The sequence below is a fragment of the Mesorhizobium qingshengii genome, assembly GCF_027563465.1.
Classification (GTDB): domain Bacteria; phylum Pseudomonadota; class Alphaproteobacteria; order Rhizobiales; family Rhizobiaceae; genus Mesorhizobium; species Mesorhizobium qingshengii_A.
This window is the reverse complement of record NZ_JAPFQA010000002.1, coordinates 869,256-886,546: the sequence shown is the minus strand read 5'-3', so window position 1 is coordinate 886,546 and position 17,291 is coordinate 869,256. Positions and strand designations below refer to the sequence as shown.

The following is a 17,291-nucleotide window of genomic DNA, read 5'->3' as shown; positions in this document are numbered from 1 at the left end:
ACGATCGGAACAGAACGCCTTCGATCGGGGCCATCCATGTTCAGGCCTTCGTCGAGCGACCCACGGATTCCGCACCTGGCCATGGATTCGACCGCCCCTCTGCTGATCTTCTACGCCCGCAATGACGCGCTTGGTGACGGATTGCTGCGGATACCGGCGTTGCGCGCGGCGAGAACAGCCTTCCCGCAAAGCCAGATCGTTTATGGCAGCATACGCAAATCCTCGCTCACGGGCGTGTTGCGCAGGCATGCCGCTCCCCTCGTCGATGACTTCAGGACGATTGTGCCGCTTTCCGCCATTCTGGCCGAGTTCGCGACGCCTGGCAGGCCAACGACGGTCGTCGACTTCCGCGCCGGCGTGCCCAGCCTGATCGCGACCAGACTGCGGCTTGTCGGCCGCGGCGTGCGCTACGAGCCCAATTTTGCCGGCCATCTTCTGTCGTTGCGTTTGGGCACCAGATGGACGCTGCGGCCCGAACACAATGCCTGGCGCTACCACCGGCTGATCGAGCGCCTGGCGGGCCGGCACCTGCCATTCGACCACAGGCTGGACGTTCCCCAGGCCGCCCGCGCCCTGGCGCGTCAGCTTCGCGGCGCGGACGACCGTCCGCTCATCCTTCTTGGCGGCAACGCCAAGAGCAACAAGTTCATGAGCGAGGCCCAGATATCGGCCATATCAGGCAATCTGATCGATGCCGGCTATCGGGTGCTCTATCTGGTGACTCCTGGCAACGGACCGAAATGGCAGGCCCTTGCCGCCAAGGAAAGTCGATTGTCCGTGGTCGGTCCGGACCTTGGGCTCGATGTCGAGGCGTTCGGCGATCTGCTGCTGGCGCTCGGCGAGATGGCGGCCGCCTATGTCGGCATGGAAGGCGGTCTTGGGCACCTGTTCGCCGCGGTCATGACCCCAACGGTGATCGTCAACAACGGCGCCAACATGGAGCGTTGGCGGCCGCTGTCGAACAGGGTCGAAGTGGTGACGGCGCCGAGGCGCGGCGGATCGGCTAATATCGCCGACACGCCGGTCGAGGCCATTCTCGAAGCCACCCATCGCTTGCTCGCCACCAGCCGTCGCGACCATCCGGCACCGGCGCGTTAAGTTTATATTCACCATGATCCGGCAGGTTTCCAATCCTGCGGTTATGTCTCGAGTACCGCGGCGCCACGGGCGCCCAGGCAACTGCCCGCGCCTCTCTGGAGGCGCGGGTTTGTCATCGCCTGCTCGGACGATGCCGTTACCGACCCCGTGGCACCATCGGCGGCGGCCGTCAGGCAAGGAAATCGGCCCGGTGCGGTGTGAAACTGTCGACCAGCCGCCCCGCCTCCAGTGCCTTGACGCCGTGCACCAGACCGGACGGCACGATGAAGCTGCCGCCGGCTTCCAAAATCTCGGTCCGGCCGTCGATGGTCACCTCAAACCGGCCTTCGGCGACATAGCTTGCCTGGACATGCGGGTGCGAATGCAGGGCGCCGACGCCACCCTTGTCGAAGCCGAACTCGACCATCATCAGTTCATCGGTGTGCAAGAGAACGCGCCGGCGATTGCCGTCCGGCGTCGCCGACCAGGCACCGTTGCCGGCATGCGCGAAAAACCTTGCTTGCGTCATCGTCCCCTCCTCATCGCGCCAGACAGCCGACCCCGCGGCAGCACATTTCAGAGCCGATAGGCTTTCTTGGCGAGCGTATACGCCAATTCCCGCGCCAGCTCATGCGCTTCGTCTTCGCGCAGCCGGTGCTCGGCGACGAGCCGCGCCAGGAAGGCGCAGTCGACGCGGCGCGCCACGTCGTGGCGGGCCGGAATCGACGGAAAGGCACGGGTATCGTCATTGAAGCCGACTGTGTTGTAGAAGCCGGCCGTCTCGGTGGTCATCTCGCGGAACCGCCGCATGCCTTCCGGGCTGTCGTGGAACCACCATGCCGGGCCGAGCCTCAGCGCCGGGTAGACGCCGGCCAGCGGCGCCAGTTCGCGCGCATAGCTGCTCTCGTCGAGCGTGAACAGGATGATCGTCAGCTCGCGCTCCAGCCCGACGCAGTCGAGCAGCGGCTTGAGCGCCGAGACATAGTCCGTCCTGGTCGGAATATCGAAACCCTTGTCCCGGCCGAATGTCTCGAAGATGGCGCGCGAGTGATTGCGCTGGGAACCGGGATGGATCTGCAGGACCAGCCCGTCATCCCGGCTCATCTTCGCCATCTCGGTCAGCATCTGGGCGCGAAACAGCCGCTTCTCGCGCTCGTCGCCCGAACCATGGCGAACCCGATTGAACAGCTCTTCGGCCGCCGCATCCGAAAGATTGGCGGTCTCGGCCGTCGGATGACCGTGGTCGGACGAGGTCGCGCCAAAGCTCTTGAAGAAGGCGCGCCGCTGGCGATGCGCGTCGAGATAGCCGGCCCAGCGGCCCGTGTCGCAGCCGGTGATCTCGCCGAGCCGGTCGAGATTGGCTGAAAACCCTTCGAAGTCAAGATCGACGACGGCATCCGGCCGGTAGGTGGTGACGACCCTGCCCTGCCAGCCGCTGTCGCGGATCATCTGGTGCCATTTGAGATCGTCGAGCGCGCCTTCCGTCGTCGCGATCACCTCGATGTTGAAGCGCTCGAACAAAGCGCGCGGGCGGAAATTCTCCCACTGCAGCAGCGTCGCGATGGCATCGTAATGGCGGTCGGCCGTCGCGGCGTTCAACGGCTCCTCGATGTTGAACAGATGCGCCAGCACATGGTCGAACCAAAGCCTGGTCGGCGTGCCGCGGAAGAGGAAATAGTTCTCGGCAAAGCGCCGCCAGATCGCCCGGCCGTCGGTCTCCACCGGTGCGCCGTCCAGCGTCGCCATGCCGAGATCCTCGAGGCGCACGCCCTGGCTGAACAGCATGCGGAAAATGTAGTGATCCGGCACGATGAGCAGTTGCGCCGGATCGGGAAACGGCTCGTTGAGCGCATACCAGCGCGGATCGGTGTGGCCGTGCGGGCTGACGATCGGCAGGTCCTTGACGCCGGCGTAGAGGTCGCGGGCAAGCGAGCGCGAATGCGCCTCGGATGGAAACAGCAGGTCCGGATCGGTCAGCGCGACCATGGGAAAAGCGGCTCCTTCCAGATCGGTTATCGGTACGTTCGGCCAGAGGCGATGTCAACGTAGCCTCCGAAACAGGCATCCTTGCGGCAGGCGGAAACAGGTGTTACGCCGCTTGCATCCGCCGCGCCGGGATGTCTCCATGCCACGCCGTCCAAAGCCCTCAGCCCTGTGATGTGATGACAAGCAGCCATCTGTCCGAAACCACCCTGCGCTCGTTGCCCAAGGGGATCGCAATCCCCGGATACGACCGTAGCAAGGTCATCCCCGGTATCGTGCATCTCGGCGTCGGCGCCTTCCACCGCGCCCATCAGGCCGCCTATGTCGACGACTGCCTGGCGGCGGGGGACATGGACTGGGGCATCGTCGGCGTTTCGCTGCGCAGCGCCGATACGCGCGACGCGCTCTCGCCACAGGATGGACTCTACACGCTGGCGGTCAGGAGCAGCGGCGAGGAAAAACTCCGCGTCATCGGCTCGATCGGCTCGATGCTGGTGGCGCCGGAAGACCCGGGCGCGGTGCTCGCCGCGCTGATCCATCCGCGCACCCGCATCGTGACGCTGACAATCACCGAAAAGGCCTATCTGAGGGCAGCGGGCGGCGGACTGGACACGGCTCATCCCGATATCGTCCATGATCTGGCGAATCCGCAAATGCCGAAGACCGCGCATGGTTTTCTCGCCGAGGCGCTAGCCCGGCGGCGCGAAGCCGGCACGCCGCCCTTCACCGTGCTCTGCTGCGACAACCTGCCGGCCAACGGCGCCACGCTGCACCGGCTGCTGGCCGAATTCGCCGAAATGCGCGATGCCAGGCTCGACCAAATGGGCGATGCCAGGCTTGGCGCGAAGGGCGATGCCGGGCTTGCCCAATCGGGCAATGCCAGCCTCGCCAGCCACATCGCCGACCAGGTCGCCTTTCCGTCGAGCATGGTCGACCGCATCGTGCCGGCGACCACCGACGCCGACCGGGCAAGGATCGCCGTCGAACTCGGTGTCGAGGACGCCTGGCCGGTCATGACCGAACCGTTCTGCCAGTGGGTGGTCGAGGACCGGTTCCCGGCGGGACGACCGGCCTGGGAACGGTTCGGCGTCACCATGGTCGAAGACGTCAGGCCGTTCGAGGACATGAAGCTCAGGCTGCTCAACGGCGCGCATTCGGGGATCGCCTATCTCGGCCTGCTCAGCGGTCACGCCACCGTCGACCGCGCCTTCGCCGATCCGGCGATCCGCCAGTTTGTTGATGCATTGTGGGCCGAAGCCATCCCGACCCTGCCTGAGGGGGCCGGGCTCGATACATCAGCCTATACGGCCGAACTTGCCGAGCGTTTTTCCAACACCGCGCTCGCCCACCGCACGGCGCAGATCGCCAATGACGGCAGCCAGAAACTGCCGCAGCGCATCGTCGCGTCGTCCATCGAGCGCCTGCGTGCAAGCGCCGCGCCAAGGCATCTTATGCTGGTGGTGGCCGCCTGGATCGCGGCCTGCGAAGCGCGCGGCAAATCCTTGCCCGAGGCGCACTTCACCGATCCGCTAGACGTGCCGATGACAGCCATCTGTGGCAACCGTCCGTCGGCCGCCGAAACCACCGCCGCGGTGTTCGATCTGGCCGGCTTTGCCAAGGGGGAACCAGGGCGCGAAAGATTGATCGAGCTCACAGCCAACCATCTGGAACAGTTGCGCCGTGGCGGACCGGCGGCTGCCTTCGCTGCATTGGGCAGCTAAACAAAAAGCGGGGCAAGCCCCGCTTTTCCAATCCATTATCGCGATCCAATCACGCCGGCAGGATGGCGCCTTCCAGCGTGGTGAGCTGGCTGAGGAACTGTTCCGCCTTGCTGCGGGCCTGGTCGTCCTTGGCGTCGGCGGCGTCTTCCTTGGCTTCCTGGATGCGGCGCGCGAGATCGGCACGATCGACATCCTTCACCGCGACAGCCGATTCCGCCAGCAGCGTGCAGCCGGCCGGGACGATGTCGGCGAAACCGCCGAACACGACATAGCGCTCTTCGCCACCCGATGCGGTCTTCACCGTGACCACGCCCGGCTTGATGGTGGTCATGACCGGCGCGTGATGCGCCATCACGGTCATCTCGCCTTCGGCGCCCGGAATGACAACGGACTCGACCTGCTCGGAAACCAGCAGGCGCTCCGGCGAAACCAGTTCGAATTTGAAAGCTTCAGCCATGTCGATCTAGTGAGTAGGGAATAGTGGGTAGGAAGTAGGGAGAAAGGGCAATTGCCCCGGTCACCCGCCTGCCATTCACTACTGACTACTGACTACTCCCTATTCCCTTGATTAAGCTGCTTCGGCCGCCAGGCGCTGTGCCTTCTCGACCGCTTCCTCGATGCCGCCGACCATGTAGAAGGCAGCTTCCGGAAGGTGGTCGTAGTCGCCGTTGCAGAGGCCCTTGAAGCCCTTGATGGTGTCGGCGAGGTCGACCAGCTTGCCCGGCGCGCCGGTGAACACTTCGGCGACGAAGAAGGGCTGCGACAGGAAGCGCTCGATCTTGCGTGCGCGGGCCACCGTCTGCTTGTCCTCTTCCGACAGCTCGTCCATGCCCAGGATCGCGATGATGTCCTGCAGCGACTTGTAGCGCTGGAGGATCGACTGCACCTGGCGCGCGACGCCATAGTGCTCGTCGCCAACGACCAGCGGGTCGAGCATGCGCGAGGTCGAATCCAGCGGATCGACAGCGGGGTAGATGCCCTTCTCGGCGATGGCGCGGTTGAGCGTCGTCGTTGCGTCAAGGTGGGCGAACGAGGTCGCCGGCGCCGGATCGGTCAAGTCGTCGGCCGGCACGTAGATGGCCTGCACCGAGGTGATCGAGCCCTTGGTGGTGGTGGTGATGCGTTCCTGCAGCGCGCCCATGTCGGTGGCGAGCGTCGGCTGATAGCCCACGGCCGACGGGATGCGGCCGAGCAGAGCCGACACTTCCGAACCCGCCTGCGTGAAGCGGAAGATGTTGTCGACGAAGAACAGCACGTCCTGGCCCTGGTCGCGGAAATATTCCGCGACCGTCAGGCCGGTCAGGCCGACGCGGGCGCGCGCGCCCGGCGGCTCGTTCATCTGGCCATAGACGAGTGCCGCCTTGGAGCCTTCGCCGCCGCCCTTCTTGTTGACGCCGGATTCGATGAACTCGTGATAGAGATCGTTGCCTTCGCGGGTACGCTCGCCGACGCCGGCGAACACCGAGTAGCCGCCATGCGCCTTGGCGATGTTGTTGATCAGTTCCTGGATCAGCACGGTCTTGCCGACGCCGGCGCCGCCGAACAGGCCGATCTTGCCGCCCTTGGCGTAAGGCGCCAGGAGGTCGAGCACCTTGATGCCGGTGATCAGGATCTGGGCTTCCGTCGACTGCTCGACATAGCTCGGAGCCGGCTGATGGATGGAGCGCATTTCGATCGCGTCGACCGGGCCTTCTTCGTCGACCGGCTCGCCGATGACGTTGATGATGCGGCCGAGCATGCCCGGGCCGACCGGAACGGTGATCGGTGCGCCGGTGTCGCGCACTTCCTGGCCACGCACCAGACCTTCGGTCGAGTCCATGGCGATGCAGCGCACGGTGTTTTCACCCAGATGCTGGGCAACTTCGAGCACCAGGCGGTTGCCGACATTGGTCGTCTCGAGCGCGTTCAGGATCGCCGGCAGGTGATCGCCGAACTGCACGTCGACGACGGCGCCGATGACCTGGCGGACCTTGCCGACGACGCCAGTCGCCTTGATGGCAACAGCCGAGGTCTTGGCCGCGGCGGCCTTTGCGGGGGCTGCCGCCGTCTTGGCCGGAGCCGCCTTCGCTGCTGCTGCCGGAGCCTTTGCCGCCTTCGCGGGGGCCGCCGTCTTGGGGGTCGCTGCTTTCGCCATCGTCTTTACCCTTTTTCGTCCTTTGTTTCTCACGCGGTCCGGTCGCGGATCGATGACCCGCGAACCGCGCCTAGAGCGCCTCGGCGCCCGAAATGATTTCGATCAGTTCCTTGGTGATCTGCGCCTGCCGCTGGCGGTTGTAGGTGATCGACAGCTTGTTGATCATCTCGCCGGCGTTGCGCGTCGCATTGTCCATGGCGCTCATCTTGGCGCCCATCTCGCCGGCTGCGTTTTCGAGCAGTGCCCGGAAAACCTGCACCGAGATGTTGCGCGGGATGAGGTCGGAGAGGATTTCGCCCGGCTCCGGTTCGTATTCGTAGACGGCGTTGCCGCCATCCGTCACCGCAGCCGGAGCCGAAGCGATGCCGGCCGGGATGATCTGCTGCGCGGTCGGGATCTGGCTGATCACCGACTTGAACTGCGAATAGAACAGCGTGCAGATGTCGAAGCCGCCCTCGTTGAAGAGGTTGATGACCTTCTTGGCGATGGCATCGGCATTGACGAAGCCGAGCGTCTTGACCTCGCGCAGGTCGACGCGGTCGAGGATCATCGATGCATAGTCGCGGCGCAGGATGTCGAAACCCTTCTTGCCGACGCAGATGATCTTGACCTGCTTGCCGTCGGCCAGAAGCTTGCGGATGTGGTCGCGGGCAAGGCGGGCGATCTGCGAATTGAAGCCGCCGCACAGGCCGCGCTCGGCGGTGCAGACGACGAGCAGGTGCACGTCGTCCTTGCCGGTGCCGGTCATCAGCGCCGGGGCATCGCCGCCGCCGCCGATAGCCTGGGTGATGTTGGCCAGCACGGAACCCATGCGCTCCGAATAGGGGCGCGCCGCTTCCGCGGCCTCTTGCGCACGGCGCAGCTTCGCCGCGGCGACCATCTGCATCGCCTTGGTGATCTTCTGCGTCGCCTTGACCGAGGCGATACGGTTACGAAGGTCTTTTAGTGAAGGCATGCTTCAAACCTGATCCCGTCGTCCGGCTTCGTTCAAGCAAAGGTCTTGGCGAAGGCGTCGATTTCCGCCTTCAGCTTGGCGCGCAGATCGTCCGACAGCGCCTTTTCCTTGCGAATGGCCTCGAGAACATCCTTGCCGGCCGCACGCATATGGCTGAGCAGGCCATGCTCGAACTTGCCGACCTGGTTAACCGGCAGCTTGTCGAGATAGCCGTTGACGCCGGCGAAGATCACCGCGACCTGCTCTTCCGTCTTCAGCGGCGAGAACTGCGGCTGCTTCAGAAGTTCCGTCAGGCGCGATCCGCGGTTGAGCAGTCGCTGCGTGGCGGCGTCGAGATCCGAGCCGAACTGCGCGAAGGCCGCCATTTCGCGGTATTGCGCGAGCTCGCCCTTGATCGAGCCGGCAACCTGCTTCATCGCCTTGATCTGCGCGGCCGAACCGACGCGGCTGACCGACAGGCCGACGTTCACCGCAGGGCGGATACCCTGGAAGAACAGGTTGGTTTCGAGGAAGATCTGGCCGTCGGTGATCGAGATCACGTTGGTCGGGATATAGGCCGACACGTCGTTGGCCTGCGTCTCGATGATCGGCAGGGCGGTCAGCGAACCGGCGCCCATGTCGTCATTGAGCTTGGCGGCGCGCTCGAGCAGGCGCGAATGCAGGTAGAAGACGTCGCCCGGATAGGCTTCGCGGCCCGGCGGGCGGCGCAGCAAGAGCGACATCTGGCGGTAGGCGACGGCCTGCTTCGACAGATCGTCGTAGCTGATCAGCGCATGCATGCCGTTGTCGCGGAAATACTCGCCCATGGTGCAGCCGGCGAACGGCGCCAGGAACTGCATCGGCGCCGGGTCGGAAGCGGTGGCGGCGATGATGATCGAATATTCGAGCGCGCCGCGCTCTTCCAGCACCTTGACGAACTGCGCGACGGTCGAGCGCTTCTGGCCCACGGCAACGTAGACGCAGTAGAGCTTTTCCTTCTCGGGGCCGTTGTCGTGCACCGACTTCTGGTTGAGCATAGTGTCGAGGATGATGGCGGTCTTGCCAGTCTGACGGTCGCCGATGACCAGCTCGCGCTGGCCGCGACCGACCGGGATCAGCGCATCGATGGCCTTGAGGCCGGTCGACATCGGCTCGTGCACCGACTTGCGCGGGATGATGCCGGGGGCCTTGACGTCGACGCGCTTGCGCTCGACTGCCTTGATCGGGCCTTTGCCGTCGATCGGGTTGCCGAGCGCGTCGACGACGCGGCCGAGCAGGCCGGGGCCGACGGGAACGTCGACGATGGCGCCGGTGCGCTTGACGATGTCGCCTTCCTTGATGTCGCGGTCGGCGCCGAAGATAACGACGCCGACATTGTCGGCTTCGAGGTTGAGCGCCATGCCGCGAATGCCGCCCGGGAATTCGACCATCTCGCCGGCCTGGACGTTGTCGAGGCCATAGACGCGGGCGATACCGTCACCGACGGACAGCACCTGTCCGACTTCGGAGACCTCGGCCTCCTTGCCGAAATTCTTGATCTGGTCTTTCAGAATTGCGGAAATTTCCGCGGCGCGGATGTCCATCAGCCGACCTCTTTCAGTGCAAGCTTGAGCGAATTGAGTTTGGTTTTGAGCGACGTATCGATCTGGCGCGAGCCCATCTTGACCACCAGCCCGCCGAGCAACGACGGATCGACGGTGACGGAGATGGCCACGTCCTTGCCGGCAACGCTCTTCAGCGCCGCCTTGAGTTCGGTCTGCTGGGCGGCGGTCAGCTCATGAGCCGACGTCACTTCGGCAGCGGTCTCGCCACGATGTTCGGCTGCGATCTGGCGGAATGCCTTGATCATGCCGGGAATGGCGAACAGCCGGCGGTTCCTGGCGACGACGCGCAGGAAATTGCCGGTGAGGCCGGTGATCTTGGCCTTGTCGGCGATCGCCGCGATAGCCTTGGCCTGGTCCTCGCTGGAAAACACCGGGCTGTTGATCAGCCGGGTAAGATCGGCGCTGCCCGCGAGCATCGCTTCGAAACTGTTGAGGTCGGCCTCGACCTTGGCGACGGAATTTGCCTGCAGCGCGAGTTCGAACAGCGAACCCGCATAGCGTTCTGCGACACCTGAGATTGGCGATGACGATTGGGCCACGGACCGTCTTTTCTCTTGTCTGACAGGCCGCAGATTGTTGGCGCGAGCAAAAACTCTGGCTAAATCTTTGACCTTACTGCATTTTTTCGAGCACGGAGGCGCGGCTTCCGCTATCCCCGGCCGAAAGTCGATTGCCGTCTAGCACAGGCATTTTAAGACCGCAATGCGTCGTTCCGCATGGTTTTCAGGCACTATTGTCGCATCTGGCGAAAGTCACCCGTCTCGCGCCCCGGAATAGCTAAGGATTCAAGGCACAAAGCCGAAGGCGAAGGCGAGCGGCAACGCCGCCAGCGCCAATTCCACCACAATGGAGGCCCAGTTGAAAGGCGTGTTGGCGCTGTCCGACATCATCGACAGCAGCCGGCCGAAGGCGGTGAACAGCCAGGAGAAGCCAAGCGTCATGTAGATCAGCGGCTGCGCAAGCAGGATGCAGCACAGGCCGACGCCGAGATAGAAGCCCGACATTCTGCCGCGCCCTTCGGCGATCGCCGCCGCCTTCTCGGGCTTGACCTGCAAACGCAGGACACGAAAGGCCAGGGCAGGCGCCAGAAAGAACAGAAGGCCGAGCAGCGTGGTGACGACCGCGCTCGACCAGGCCAGCCATTCGCCCTGGCTCGTCGGCCATGGAAACGCAAAATCCATCTTGTCCCCTCGAAATGCCTGCTTTGAAATTCCGGGCATTCTAGCCAAGGCGCAGACATGCGCCAGATAGGCGTCGGCGATTTTCGAGCGAAAGCCGGTCAGCCAAGCGCGAACTCGACCGCCGCTTCGACATGGATGCGCGTCGTGTCGAAGACCGGGATGTCGAAGTCCTGCTGGCCGATGAGCATGGTGATCTCGGTGCAGCCCATGATGACGCTGTCGGCGGCCTCCTCGCGCCGCAGGCGTTCGGTCTCGGCGATATAGGCCGCCTTGGAGGCTTCGGCGACGACGCCCTGGCACAGTTCCTCGTAGATGACGCGATGCACCATGTCGCGCCCGGCCGCATCGGGCACGACGGGCCGCAGGCCATGTTTGTCGGCGAGCCGGCCCTTGTAGAAATCCTGCTCCATGGTGAAGCACGTCGCCAGCAGCGCCGGGCGCTGCATGCCGGCGCGCTTGACCGCCACCGCGGTGGCATCGGCGATGTGGATCAGCGGGATCGATACGGACGCCTGCACCTGATCGGCCAGCCTGTGCATGGTGTTGGTGCACAGAAGCAGGCCTTCCGCGCCGCCCGCCTCGAGCTTGCGCGCCGCTTCGACGAGCAGCACGCCGGCGCCGTCCCAGTCGCCGTGATGTTGGCGCTCGGCGATCTCGGCGAAGTCGAACGACCACAGCAGCAGTTTCGCCGAATGCAATCCGCCCAGGCGCTCGCGCACCATCTCGTTGAACAGGCGGTAATAGATGGCCGTCGATTCCCAACTCATGCCGCCCAGAAGGCCAAGGGTTTTCATGTGATCTTCCATCTCTCGCCGGCTTGCGGCCTATCGCCGATATCGCGATCCCTACAAAAAGCTCTGCGGGTCGATGTCGACCTGCACCCGGACCGAACCGCGCGGCTTCGGCCCGTTGGCCAGCATGGCACGGATGAAGCCTTGCATGTCGGCGCGCTTTTCGCCCTGGATCAGCAGCCGGAAGCGGTGACGGCCGCCGAGCAGGGACAGCGGCGCTTCCGCCGGCCCGAGCACGAACAGATCCGACGCCTCGGGCGCGGCGCGGCGCAGGCCGCGTGCATGGCCCTCGGCTTCCGCTCGCGTCACCGCACTGACGATGACGCCGGCGAGCCGGCCGAAGGGCGGCAAGGCCGCCCGCTCGCGCTCGGCGATCTCGCGTTCGTAAAATGCCTCGGCATCGCCGGAGACGATCGCCCGCATCACCGGATGGTCGGGCTGGAAGGTCTGCAGCAGGCCGAGGCTCTTCTTGCCGGTGCGGCCGGCGCGGCCGGTCACCTGGCTGAGCAGCTGGAACGTGCGCTCGGCGGCGCGCGGATCGCCATTGGCCAGGCCGAGATCGGCGTCAACGACGCCGACCAGGGTCATGTTGGGGAAGTTGTGGCCCTTGGCGACGAGTTGCGTGCCGATGACGATGTCGGCCTCGCCATTGGCGATCGCTTCCAGCTCCAGCCGCAGCCGCCGCACGCCGCCCATCAGATCGGACGACAAAACGATGGTGCGCGCGTCGGGGAAATGCGCGACGACCTCCTCGGCGATGCGCTCGACGCCCGGCCCGCAGGCGACCAGGTGATCGAGCGTGCCGCATTCCGGGCAGGCCTCGGGACGGCGCTCATTGTGCCCGCAATGGTGGCAGACCAGCTGGCCGCGGAAGCGATGCTCGACCAGCCAGGCCGAGCAGACCGGGCAGCCGAAGCGATGGCCGCAGACCCGGCACAGCGTCAGCGGCGCATAGCCGCGCCGGTTGAGGAACAGCAGCGACTGCTCCTTCCTCTCCAGTGTCTGGCGCATGTGGTCGAGCAGCACCGGAGACAGGAAGCCGCCACGCGCGGGCGGCGCGCGCCGCATGTCGATCGCCTTGAGGTGCGGCAGCGCCGCCTCGGCGAAGCGGGCGGCGAGCACGGCCCTGCTGTATCGGCCCTGCTGGGCATTGACGCGGCTTTCCACCGATGGCGTCGCCGACGCCAGCACGACCGGAAAGCTGCCGATATGGCCGCGCACCACCGCCATGTCGCGCGCATTGTAGAAGACGCGGTCTTCCTGCTTGTAGGCAGGGTCGTGCTCCTCGTCGACGATGATCAGGCCAAGCTCCTTGAACGGCAGGAACAGCGCCGAACGCGCGCCGGCGACGACGCGCACGCCGCCTTCCGCCACTTGCCGCCAGACCCGTTCGCGCATCCTCGGCGGCAGGTCGGAATGCCATTCGCCCGGCTTGGCGCCGAAGCGTTGCTGAAAGCGTTCGAGAAAGGCATGCGTCAGCGCGATCTCCGGCAGCAGGATCAGCACCTGCTTGCCCTGGTCGAGCGCCGCCGCCACCGCCTCGAAATAGACCTCGGTCTTGCCCGAGCCGGTGACGCCGTCGAGCAGCGCGACATTGAACACGCCGGCTGCGACATTGGCGCGCAGCATCAGCGCCGCGTCACTCTGGTCCGGCATCAATTCCGGCACGGCATAGCCGGGATCGGGCGCGGCCACCACCGGTCGCGGCGGGATCATCACCGTCTCGAACACGCCTTGCGCCTTCAGGCCGTCGATCACCGTCGACGATACGCCGGCCGCATGGGCGAGACCCGACCGCGTCCAGGCGAGACCGCCTTCGGCTGTCTCCAGCACGCGCTCTCTCGCCCCCGTCATCCGGTCGGGTGCGATGAGGGTACGTTGCAGCCCCTCGATCCACGGTTCGGGATCGAAGGCCTCCGGCGCCCTGAGCAGCATGCGCGCCACCATGCCCGGCGGCGACAGCGTGTACTGCGCCACCCAGTCGACGAAACGGCGCATCGCGCGGTTGATCGGCGGGCAATCGAAGACCTGCTCGATGGGACGTAGCTTTCTTGCGTCGACCTTCTCGACGGCGCCATCCCAGACGATGCCGGCGACCTGGCGCGGGCCGAGCGGCACGCGCACGATCGAGCCCGGCACCACATGCATGCCTGCCGGCACGGCGTAGGTGTAGGGGCGTTCGGCGGGCATCGGCACCAGCACCGGTGCCGCCGCGACAAAGGGCGAATCTTCGATCATCAGGCGTGACCTTGCCCCGACTTTGGTCTAGATCAAAGCGCAACGCTGAACGTGCCCTTGCCGGCACGACGAAATCGTCAGGAGACCGCCATGAAATTTTTTGTCGACACCGCCGACATCAAGGATATCCGTGAGCTGAACGATCTGGGACTGCTCGACGGCGTCACCACCAACCCGTCGCTGATCCTCAAATCGGGCGGCAAGATCGCCGACGTCACCAAGCAGATCTGCGATATCGTCGAAGGTCCGGTCTCGGCGGAGGTCGTGGCGACCGAATACAAGGACATGATGGCGGAGGCCGAGGTGCTGGCCAAAATCGCGCCCAATGTCTGCATCAAGGTGCCGCTGACGCTCGACGGCCTGAAGGCCTGCAAGACGATCCGCACCCAGATGAACCGCATGGTCAACGTCACGCTCTGCTTCTCGGCCAACCAGGCGCTGCTCGCCGCCAAGGCCGGCGCCTCCTTCATCTCGCCCTTCGTCGGCCGCGTTGACGACACCGGCTCGGATGGCATGGAGCTGATCCAGGAGATCCGGCAGATCTACGACAATTACGACTTCCAGACCGAGATCCTCGTTGCTTCGGTTCGCACCGTGAACCATGTCAAGCAGGCGGCACTGATCGGCGCCGATGTCGTCACGGCCCCGCCGGCGACGCTGAAGGCGCTGGTCAAGCATCCGCTGACCGACAAGGGCCTCGAGCAGTTCCTGGCCGACTGGGCGAAGACCGGCCAGAAGATCGGCTGAAGCCAGGCGCCGCTTTGACAAAAAGGCCGGGCAACCGGCCTTTTTTCATATGCGCTTCCGAAGAGCCCGCATCGCCAAAGGCGCTGCGGCTCAATCGGCGCCGTCATCGTCAGGCGCGCTCGCCTGCTGGCGCCGGCCCATGATGATCTCGCGTTTGCCGACATGGTTGGGTGCGCCGACCAACCCTTCCTTTTCCATGCGCTCGACCAGGGACGCGGCGCGGTTGTAACCGATGCCGAGGCGGCGCTGGATGTAGGACGTCGAACACTTCTTGTCGCGCACCACCACCTTGACCGCCTCATCGTAGATGGCATCACTGTCTTCGGCTGCAACGGATCCCTTGTCGAAGACCGCGCTCTGGTCGTCCCCGGTTTCTTCCTCATCCTCGTCGGCTGTCACGGTTTCCAGATATTCAGGGCGACCCTGCGCCTTCAGATGCGCCACGACATGCTCGACCTCCGCGTCGGAAACAAAGGGACCATGCACGCGGGAAATGCGCCCCCCACCCATCATGTGCAACATGTCGCCCTGGCCGAGCAGCTGTTCGGCGCCCTGCTCGCCCAGGATGGTGCGGCTGTCGATCTTGGATGTCACCTGGAAGGAAATCCGGGTTGGGAAGTTCGCCTTGATCGTGCCCGTGATGACATCGACCGAGGGGCGTTGCGTTGCCATGATCAGGTGGATGCCGGCAGCGCGCGCCATCTGCGCCAGACGCTGGATGGCGCCTTCGATCTCCTTGCCGGCAACCATCATCAGATCGGCCATCTCGTCGACGATGACGACGATGTACGGCATCGGCGCAAGGTCGATTTCCTGCTGCTCGAAAAGCGGTTCGCCAGTGCCCTTTTCGAAGCCGGCCTGCACGGTCATGACAACCGTCTCGCCCTTGTCGCGGGCGGCGGCCGCGCGCTCGTTGTAGCCGTCGATGTTGCGCACACCGAGCCGCGCCATCTTGCGATACCGATCCTCCATCTCGCGCACCGCCCATTTAAGCGCGGTGACGGCTTTCTTGGGATCCGTGACGACGGGGGTCAGAAGATGCGGGATGCCGTCGTAGACGGAGAGTTCGAGCATCTTTGGATCGACCATGATCAGCCGGCACTCTTCCGGCTTCAGCCGGTAAAGCAAGGACAGGATCATGGTGTTGATGGCAACCGACTTGCCGGAGCCGGTGGTGCCGGCGACAAGTAAATGGGGCATCTTCGCCAGCTCGGCGATGACCGGCTCGCCACCGATCGTCTTGCCGAGACAAAGCGCCAGCTTGCAGCTGGTCTTGCGGAAGCCCTCCGATTCGATCAGCTCCCGGAAATAGACGGTTTCGCGCGTCTCGTTCGGAAGCTCGATGCCGATGACGTTGCGGCCAGGCACGACGGCGACGCGCGCCGAAATCGCAGACATGGAGCGGGCGATATCGTCGGCAAGCCCGATGACACGGGAGGATTTGACACCCGGTGCCGGTTCGAACTCGTAGAGCGTGACGACCGGGCCCGGGCGAACATGAATGATCTCGCCGCGCACGCCGAAATCCTCGAGCACGCTTTCCAGGAGATCGGCGTTCTGCTCAAGCCGCTCCTGCGACATGTAGAAGCCTTGTCCTTCCGGCGGCTGCTGCAACAGCTCTTCCGAAGGGAGCTCATAGGCATCGCCGGTCGTTGATGGCACAATTTTCCCGGCCTGGGGCATGCGTGAAGAACGGCGCGCGCCCGCACCCCTGACAGTGACGTCTGCACTTGCCGCGGCCGGCACGGGAACGGCATCGCTCGCCGCAGCGGGCATTGCGGCGGCCTGGGCCCGCAGCGGTGCGTTGCTCGCCGGTGCTTCGGGCCGGGCGAGAGCCTCGTTCGAGTTGGCCGGCCTGACGACCGGCAGGGCGTTCGAGGCCTGGCCTGGAAGGCAGTCGATGACACGAAACAGCGAGGTGGCATCGGTCGCTGTCGGCGGGCGGATGTCGACCCGCATAGCGGCGACGGGCGCCACAGCGACCGGTGCGGGCGAGACTGGGCTGGCCTGCCGGACCTCGGACGAGACGTCGACCAGATAGGGCGCCATGGCCTCGAAGAAGGCGTGATCCGAAAGATAGGGCCAGCGCATCTTTTCGGGGATGGCTGTTTCGACCGAAGCGCCATGCGCCGGAACGGCGGTCGTGCGCGCGGATGCCCGTCCCGTCGCGGCCATCGTCGGCGCCGCCGACGGAGCACCTCGCGCCTTGTCGTTGCCACGCCCCGGCGGAGCGGACGCCGCTGGCGGCGGCGACCTTCGCATGGCGGCTCCACTGCCGGCCTGGGACTGGGCTGGCTCCAGATGGGGGTTGCGGCTTTTCACCGGCGCCGGCGATGCCGAGGGCGAAGGCGCGAACGATGCCCCGGCCGCAATGGGTTGCGCGATTGCTTGCCGCGTTGGGAGGGTCTCTGGATTGCCTTGCTCGACAACGTGGTCGCGATGCGGGCGGCGCTTCTTGGTCTCATAGTCTGGCGTGCGTGTAAAACGCACGTTGGGCGCGAGGAAGAAATATTCCTGCCAGGCAGGGCTTTCGATGTCGCCGTTTTCCGAAAAGGCGCTGTTCGGCGCAGAGCTGCCCTTCGGTTCCATATAGGGTCGCCTGTTGCCGCCGAGTGCGACAATCCGCGCGGAATAGCCGGCGCGGTCCGCGCCAGGCTGCCGGCCACCCTGGTGAGGCAAGCGATCAAGGTCGCCTGCCGCGGCTGAAGGAGTTCGCTGATTGTCCCTGTCGCCTGTGTCGTCGAAACGCTCTGCCTCGGGATCATCGGGCGAAACTGGCTTCCATGAATTGACCCGAGGAAAACGCTTGGATTCCATTCTCAAGACTCACTCTGAAACGTCCGCCGAGCAATAGGGAGCGAGTGGTTAACAGTTGCTTCCC

14 protein-coding genes are annotated in these 17,291 nt (G+C 65.1%); 3 read left to right on the top strand and 11 right to left on the bottom strand.

Annotation, left to right across the window (positions count from 1 at the left end):
• Positions 1-81: 81 nt before the first annotated feature.
• A complete protein-coding gene (locus OOJ09_RS08945; RefSeq protein WP_269904834.1) occupies positions 82-1,098 on the top strand; it encodes a glycosyltransferase family 9 protein in 1,017 nt (338 codons plus the stop codon).
• Between the two features lie 169 nt (positions 1,099-1,267).
• Here the strand turns inward: OOJ09_RS08945 and OOJ09_RS08940 are convergent, their stop codons facing one another.
• Positions 1,268-1,606 carry a cupin domain-containing protein gene (locus OOJ09_RS08940; RefSeq protein ID WP_269904833.1) on the bottom strand — a complete coding sequence of 113 codons (339 nt, stop codon included), beginning with the start codon at positions 1,604-1,606 and terminating at the stop codon, positions 1,268-1,270.
• 47 nt (positions 1,607-1,653) lie between these two features.
• Positions 1,654-3,063 carry a glucuronate isomerase gene (uxaC, locus tag OOJ09_RS08935; protein ID WP_269904832.1) on the bottom strand — a complete coding sequence of 470 codons (1,410 nt, stop codon included), beginning with the start codon at positions 3,061-3,063 and terminating at the stop codon, positions 1,654-1,656.
• A 176-nt stretch (positions 3,064-3,239) separates the two neighbouring features.
• Between uxaC and OOJ09_RS08930 the strand changes: the two genes are divergently transcribed.
• Positions 3,240-4,781, top strand: coding sequence for a mannitol dehydrogenase family protein (locus OOJ09_RS08930; protein ID WP_269904831.1), 1,542 nt, complete (start codon positions 3,240-3,242; stop codon positions 4,779-4,781).
• A 49-nt stretch (positions 4,782-4,830) separates the two neighbouring features.
• On the opposite strand, the gene OOJ09_RS08925 is transcribed toward OOJ09_RS08930, so the two are convergent.
• The 8 genes from OOJ09_RS08925 to OOJ09_RS08890 all read right to left on the bottom strand — a co-directional run bounded on the left by OOJ09_RS08925 (position 4,831) and on the right by OOJ09_RS08890 (position 13,663).
• Complete coding sequence (locus tag OOJ09_RS08925; RefSeq protein ID WP_010912151.1) at positions 4,831-5,238, bottom strand: F0F1 ATP synthase subunit epsilon; 408 nt, start codon at positions 5,236-5,238, stop codon at positions 4,831-4,833.
• Between the two features lie 111 nt (positions 5,239-5,349).
• The gene (atpD, locus tag OOJ09_RS08920; protein WP_269904830.1) at positions 5,350-6,915 is read right to left on the bottom strand and encodes a F0F1 ATP synthase subunit beta; all 1,566 of its coding nucleotides are present in this window, start codon (positions 6,913-6,915) and stop codon (positions 5,350-5,352) included.
• Between the two features lie 70 nt (positions 6,916-6,985).
• Complete coding sequence (locus OOJ09_RS08915; protein WP_269904829.1) at positions 6,986-7,870, bottom strand: F0F1 ATP synthase subunit gamma; 885 nt, start codon at positions 7,868-7,870, stop codon at positions 6,986-6,988.
• 32 nt (positions 7,871-7,902) lie between these two features.
• Entirely contained in the window at positions 7,903-9,432 is a 1,530-nt protein-coding gene (gene atpA, locus OOJ09_RS08910) for a F0F1 ATP synthase subunit alpha (RefSeq protein ID WP_269904828.1), read from the bottom strand.
• Positions 9,432-9,992: a F0F1 ATP synthase subunit delta gene (locus OOJ09_RS08905; RefSeq protein WP_269904827.1), complete on the bottom strand. Its 561-nt coding sequence runs from the start codon at positions 9,990-9,992 to the stop codon at positions 9,432-9,434. The genes atpA and OOJ09_RS08905 overlap by 1 nt, the downstream gene beginning before the upstream one ends.
• A gap of 246 nt (positions 9,993-10,238) precedes the next feature.
• A complete protein-coding gene (locus tag OOJ09_RS08900) occupies positions 10,239-10,634 on the bottom strand; it encodes a DUF4345 family protein (protein WP_269904826.1) in 396 nt (131 codons plus the stop codon).
• A gap of 98 nt (positions 10,635-10,732) precedes the next feature.
• Positions 10,733-11,428, bottom strand: coding sequence for an aspartate/glutamate racemase family protein (locus tag OOJ09_RS08895; RefSeq protein WP_269904825.1), 696 nt, complete (start codon positions 11,426-11,428; stop codon positions 10,733-10,735).
• A gap of 51 nt (positions 11,429-11,479) precedes the next feature.
• Positions 11,480-13,663: a primosomal protein N' gene (locus OOJ09_RS08890; protein ID WP_269904824.1), complete on the bottom strand. Its 2,184-nt coding sequence runs from the start codon at positions 13,661-13,663 to the stop codon at positions 11,480-11,482.
• A gap of 90 nt (positions 13,664-13,753) precedes the next feature.
• Between OOJ09_RS08890 and fsa the strand changes: the two genes are divergently transcribed.
• The gene (gene fsa / locus OOJ09_RS08885) at positions 13,754-14,410 is read left to right on the top strand and encodes a fructose-6-phosphate aldolase (RefSeq protein ID WP_091576156.1); all 657 of its coding nucleotides are present in this window, start codon (positions 13,754-13,756) and stop codon (positions 14,408-14,410) included.
• A gap of 90 nt (positions 14,411-14,500) precedes the next feature.
• Here fsa and OOJ09_RS08880 read toward each other — a convergent pair whose 3' ends face one another.
• On the bottom strand, positions 14,501-17,227 hold the full coding sequence (locus OOJ09_RS08880; protein ID WP_269904823.1) for a DNA translocase FtsK: 2,727 nt from the start codon (positions 17,225-17,227) through the stop codon (positions 14,501-14,503).
• Positions 17,228-17,291 lie beyond the last annotated feature (64 nt).

Coding starts and splice junctions, on each gene's coding strand:
- OOJ09_RS08945 (WP_269904834.1), top strand. CDS start 82: ATGGATTCGACCGCCCCTCTGCTGATCTTCTACGCCCGCAATGACGCG.
- OOJ09_RS08940 (WP_269904833.1), bottom strand. CDS start 1,606: ATGACGCAAGCAAGGTTTTTCGCGCATGCCGGCAACGGTGCCTGGTCG.
- uxaC (WP_269904832.1), bottom strand. CDS start 3,063: ATGGTCGCGCTGACCGATCCGGACCTGCTGTTTCCATCCGAGGCGCAT.
- OOJ09_RS08930 (WP_269904831.1), top strand. CDS start 3,240: ATGACAAGCAGCCATCTGTCCGAAACCACCCTGCGCTCGTTGCCCAAG.
- OOJ09_RS08925 (WP_010912151.1), bottom strand. CDS start 5,238: ATGGCTGAAGCTTTCAAATTCGAACTGGTTTCGCCGGAGCGCCTGCTG.
- atpD (WP_269904830.1), bottom strand. CDS start 6,915: ATGGCGAAAGCAGCGACCCCCAAGACGGCGGCCCCCGCGAAGGCGGCA.
- OOJ09_RS08915 (WP_269904829.1), bottom strand. CDS start 7,870: ATGCCTTCACTAAAAGACCTTCGTAACCGTATCGCCTCGGTCAAGGCG.
- atpA (WP_269904828.1), bottom strand. CDS start 9,432: ATGGACATCCGCGCCGCGGAAATTTCCGCAATTCTGAAAGACCAGATC.
- OOJ09_RS08900 (WP_269904826.1), bottom strand. CDS start 10,634: ATGGATTTTGCGTTTCCATGGCCGACGAGCCAGGGCGAATGGCTGGCC.
- OOJ09_RS08895 (WP_269904825.1), bottom strand. CDS start 11,428: ATGAAAACCCTTGGCCTTCTGGGCGGCATGAGTTGGGAATCGACGGCC.
- OOJ09_RS08890 (WP_269904824.1), bottom strand. CDS start 13,663: ATGATCGAAGATTCGCCCTTTGTCGCGGCGGCACCGGTGCTGGTGCCG.
- fsa (WP_091576156.1), top strand. CDS start 13,754: ATGAAATTTTTTGTCGACACCGCCGACATCAAGGATATCCGTGAGCTG.
- OOJ09_RS08880 (WP_269904823.1), bottom strand. CDS start 17,227: ATGGAATCCAAGCGTTTTCCTCGGGTCAATTCATGGAAGCCAGTTTCG.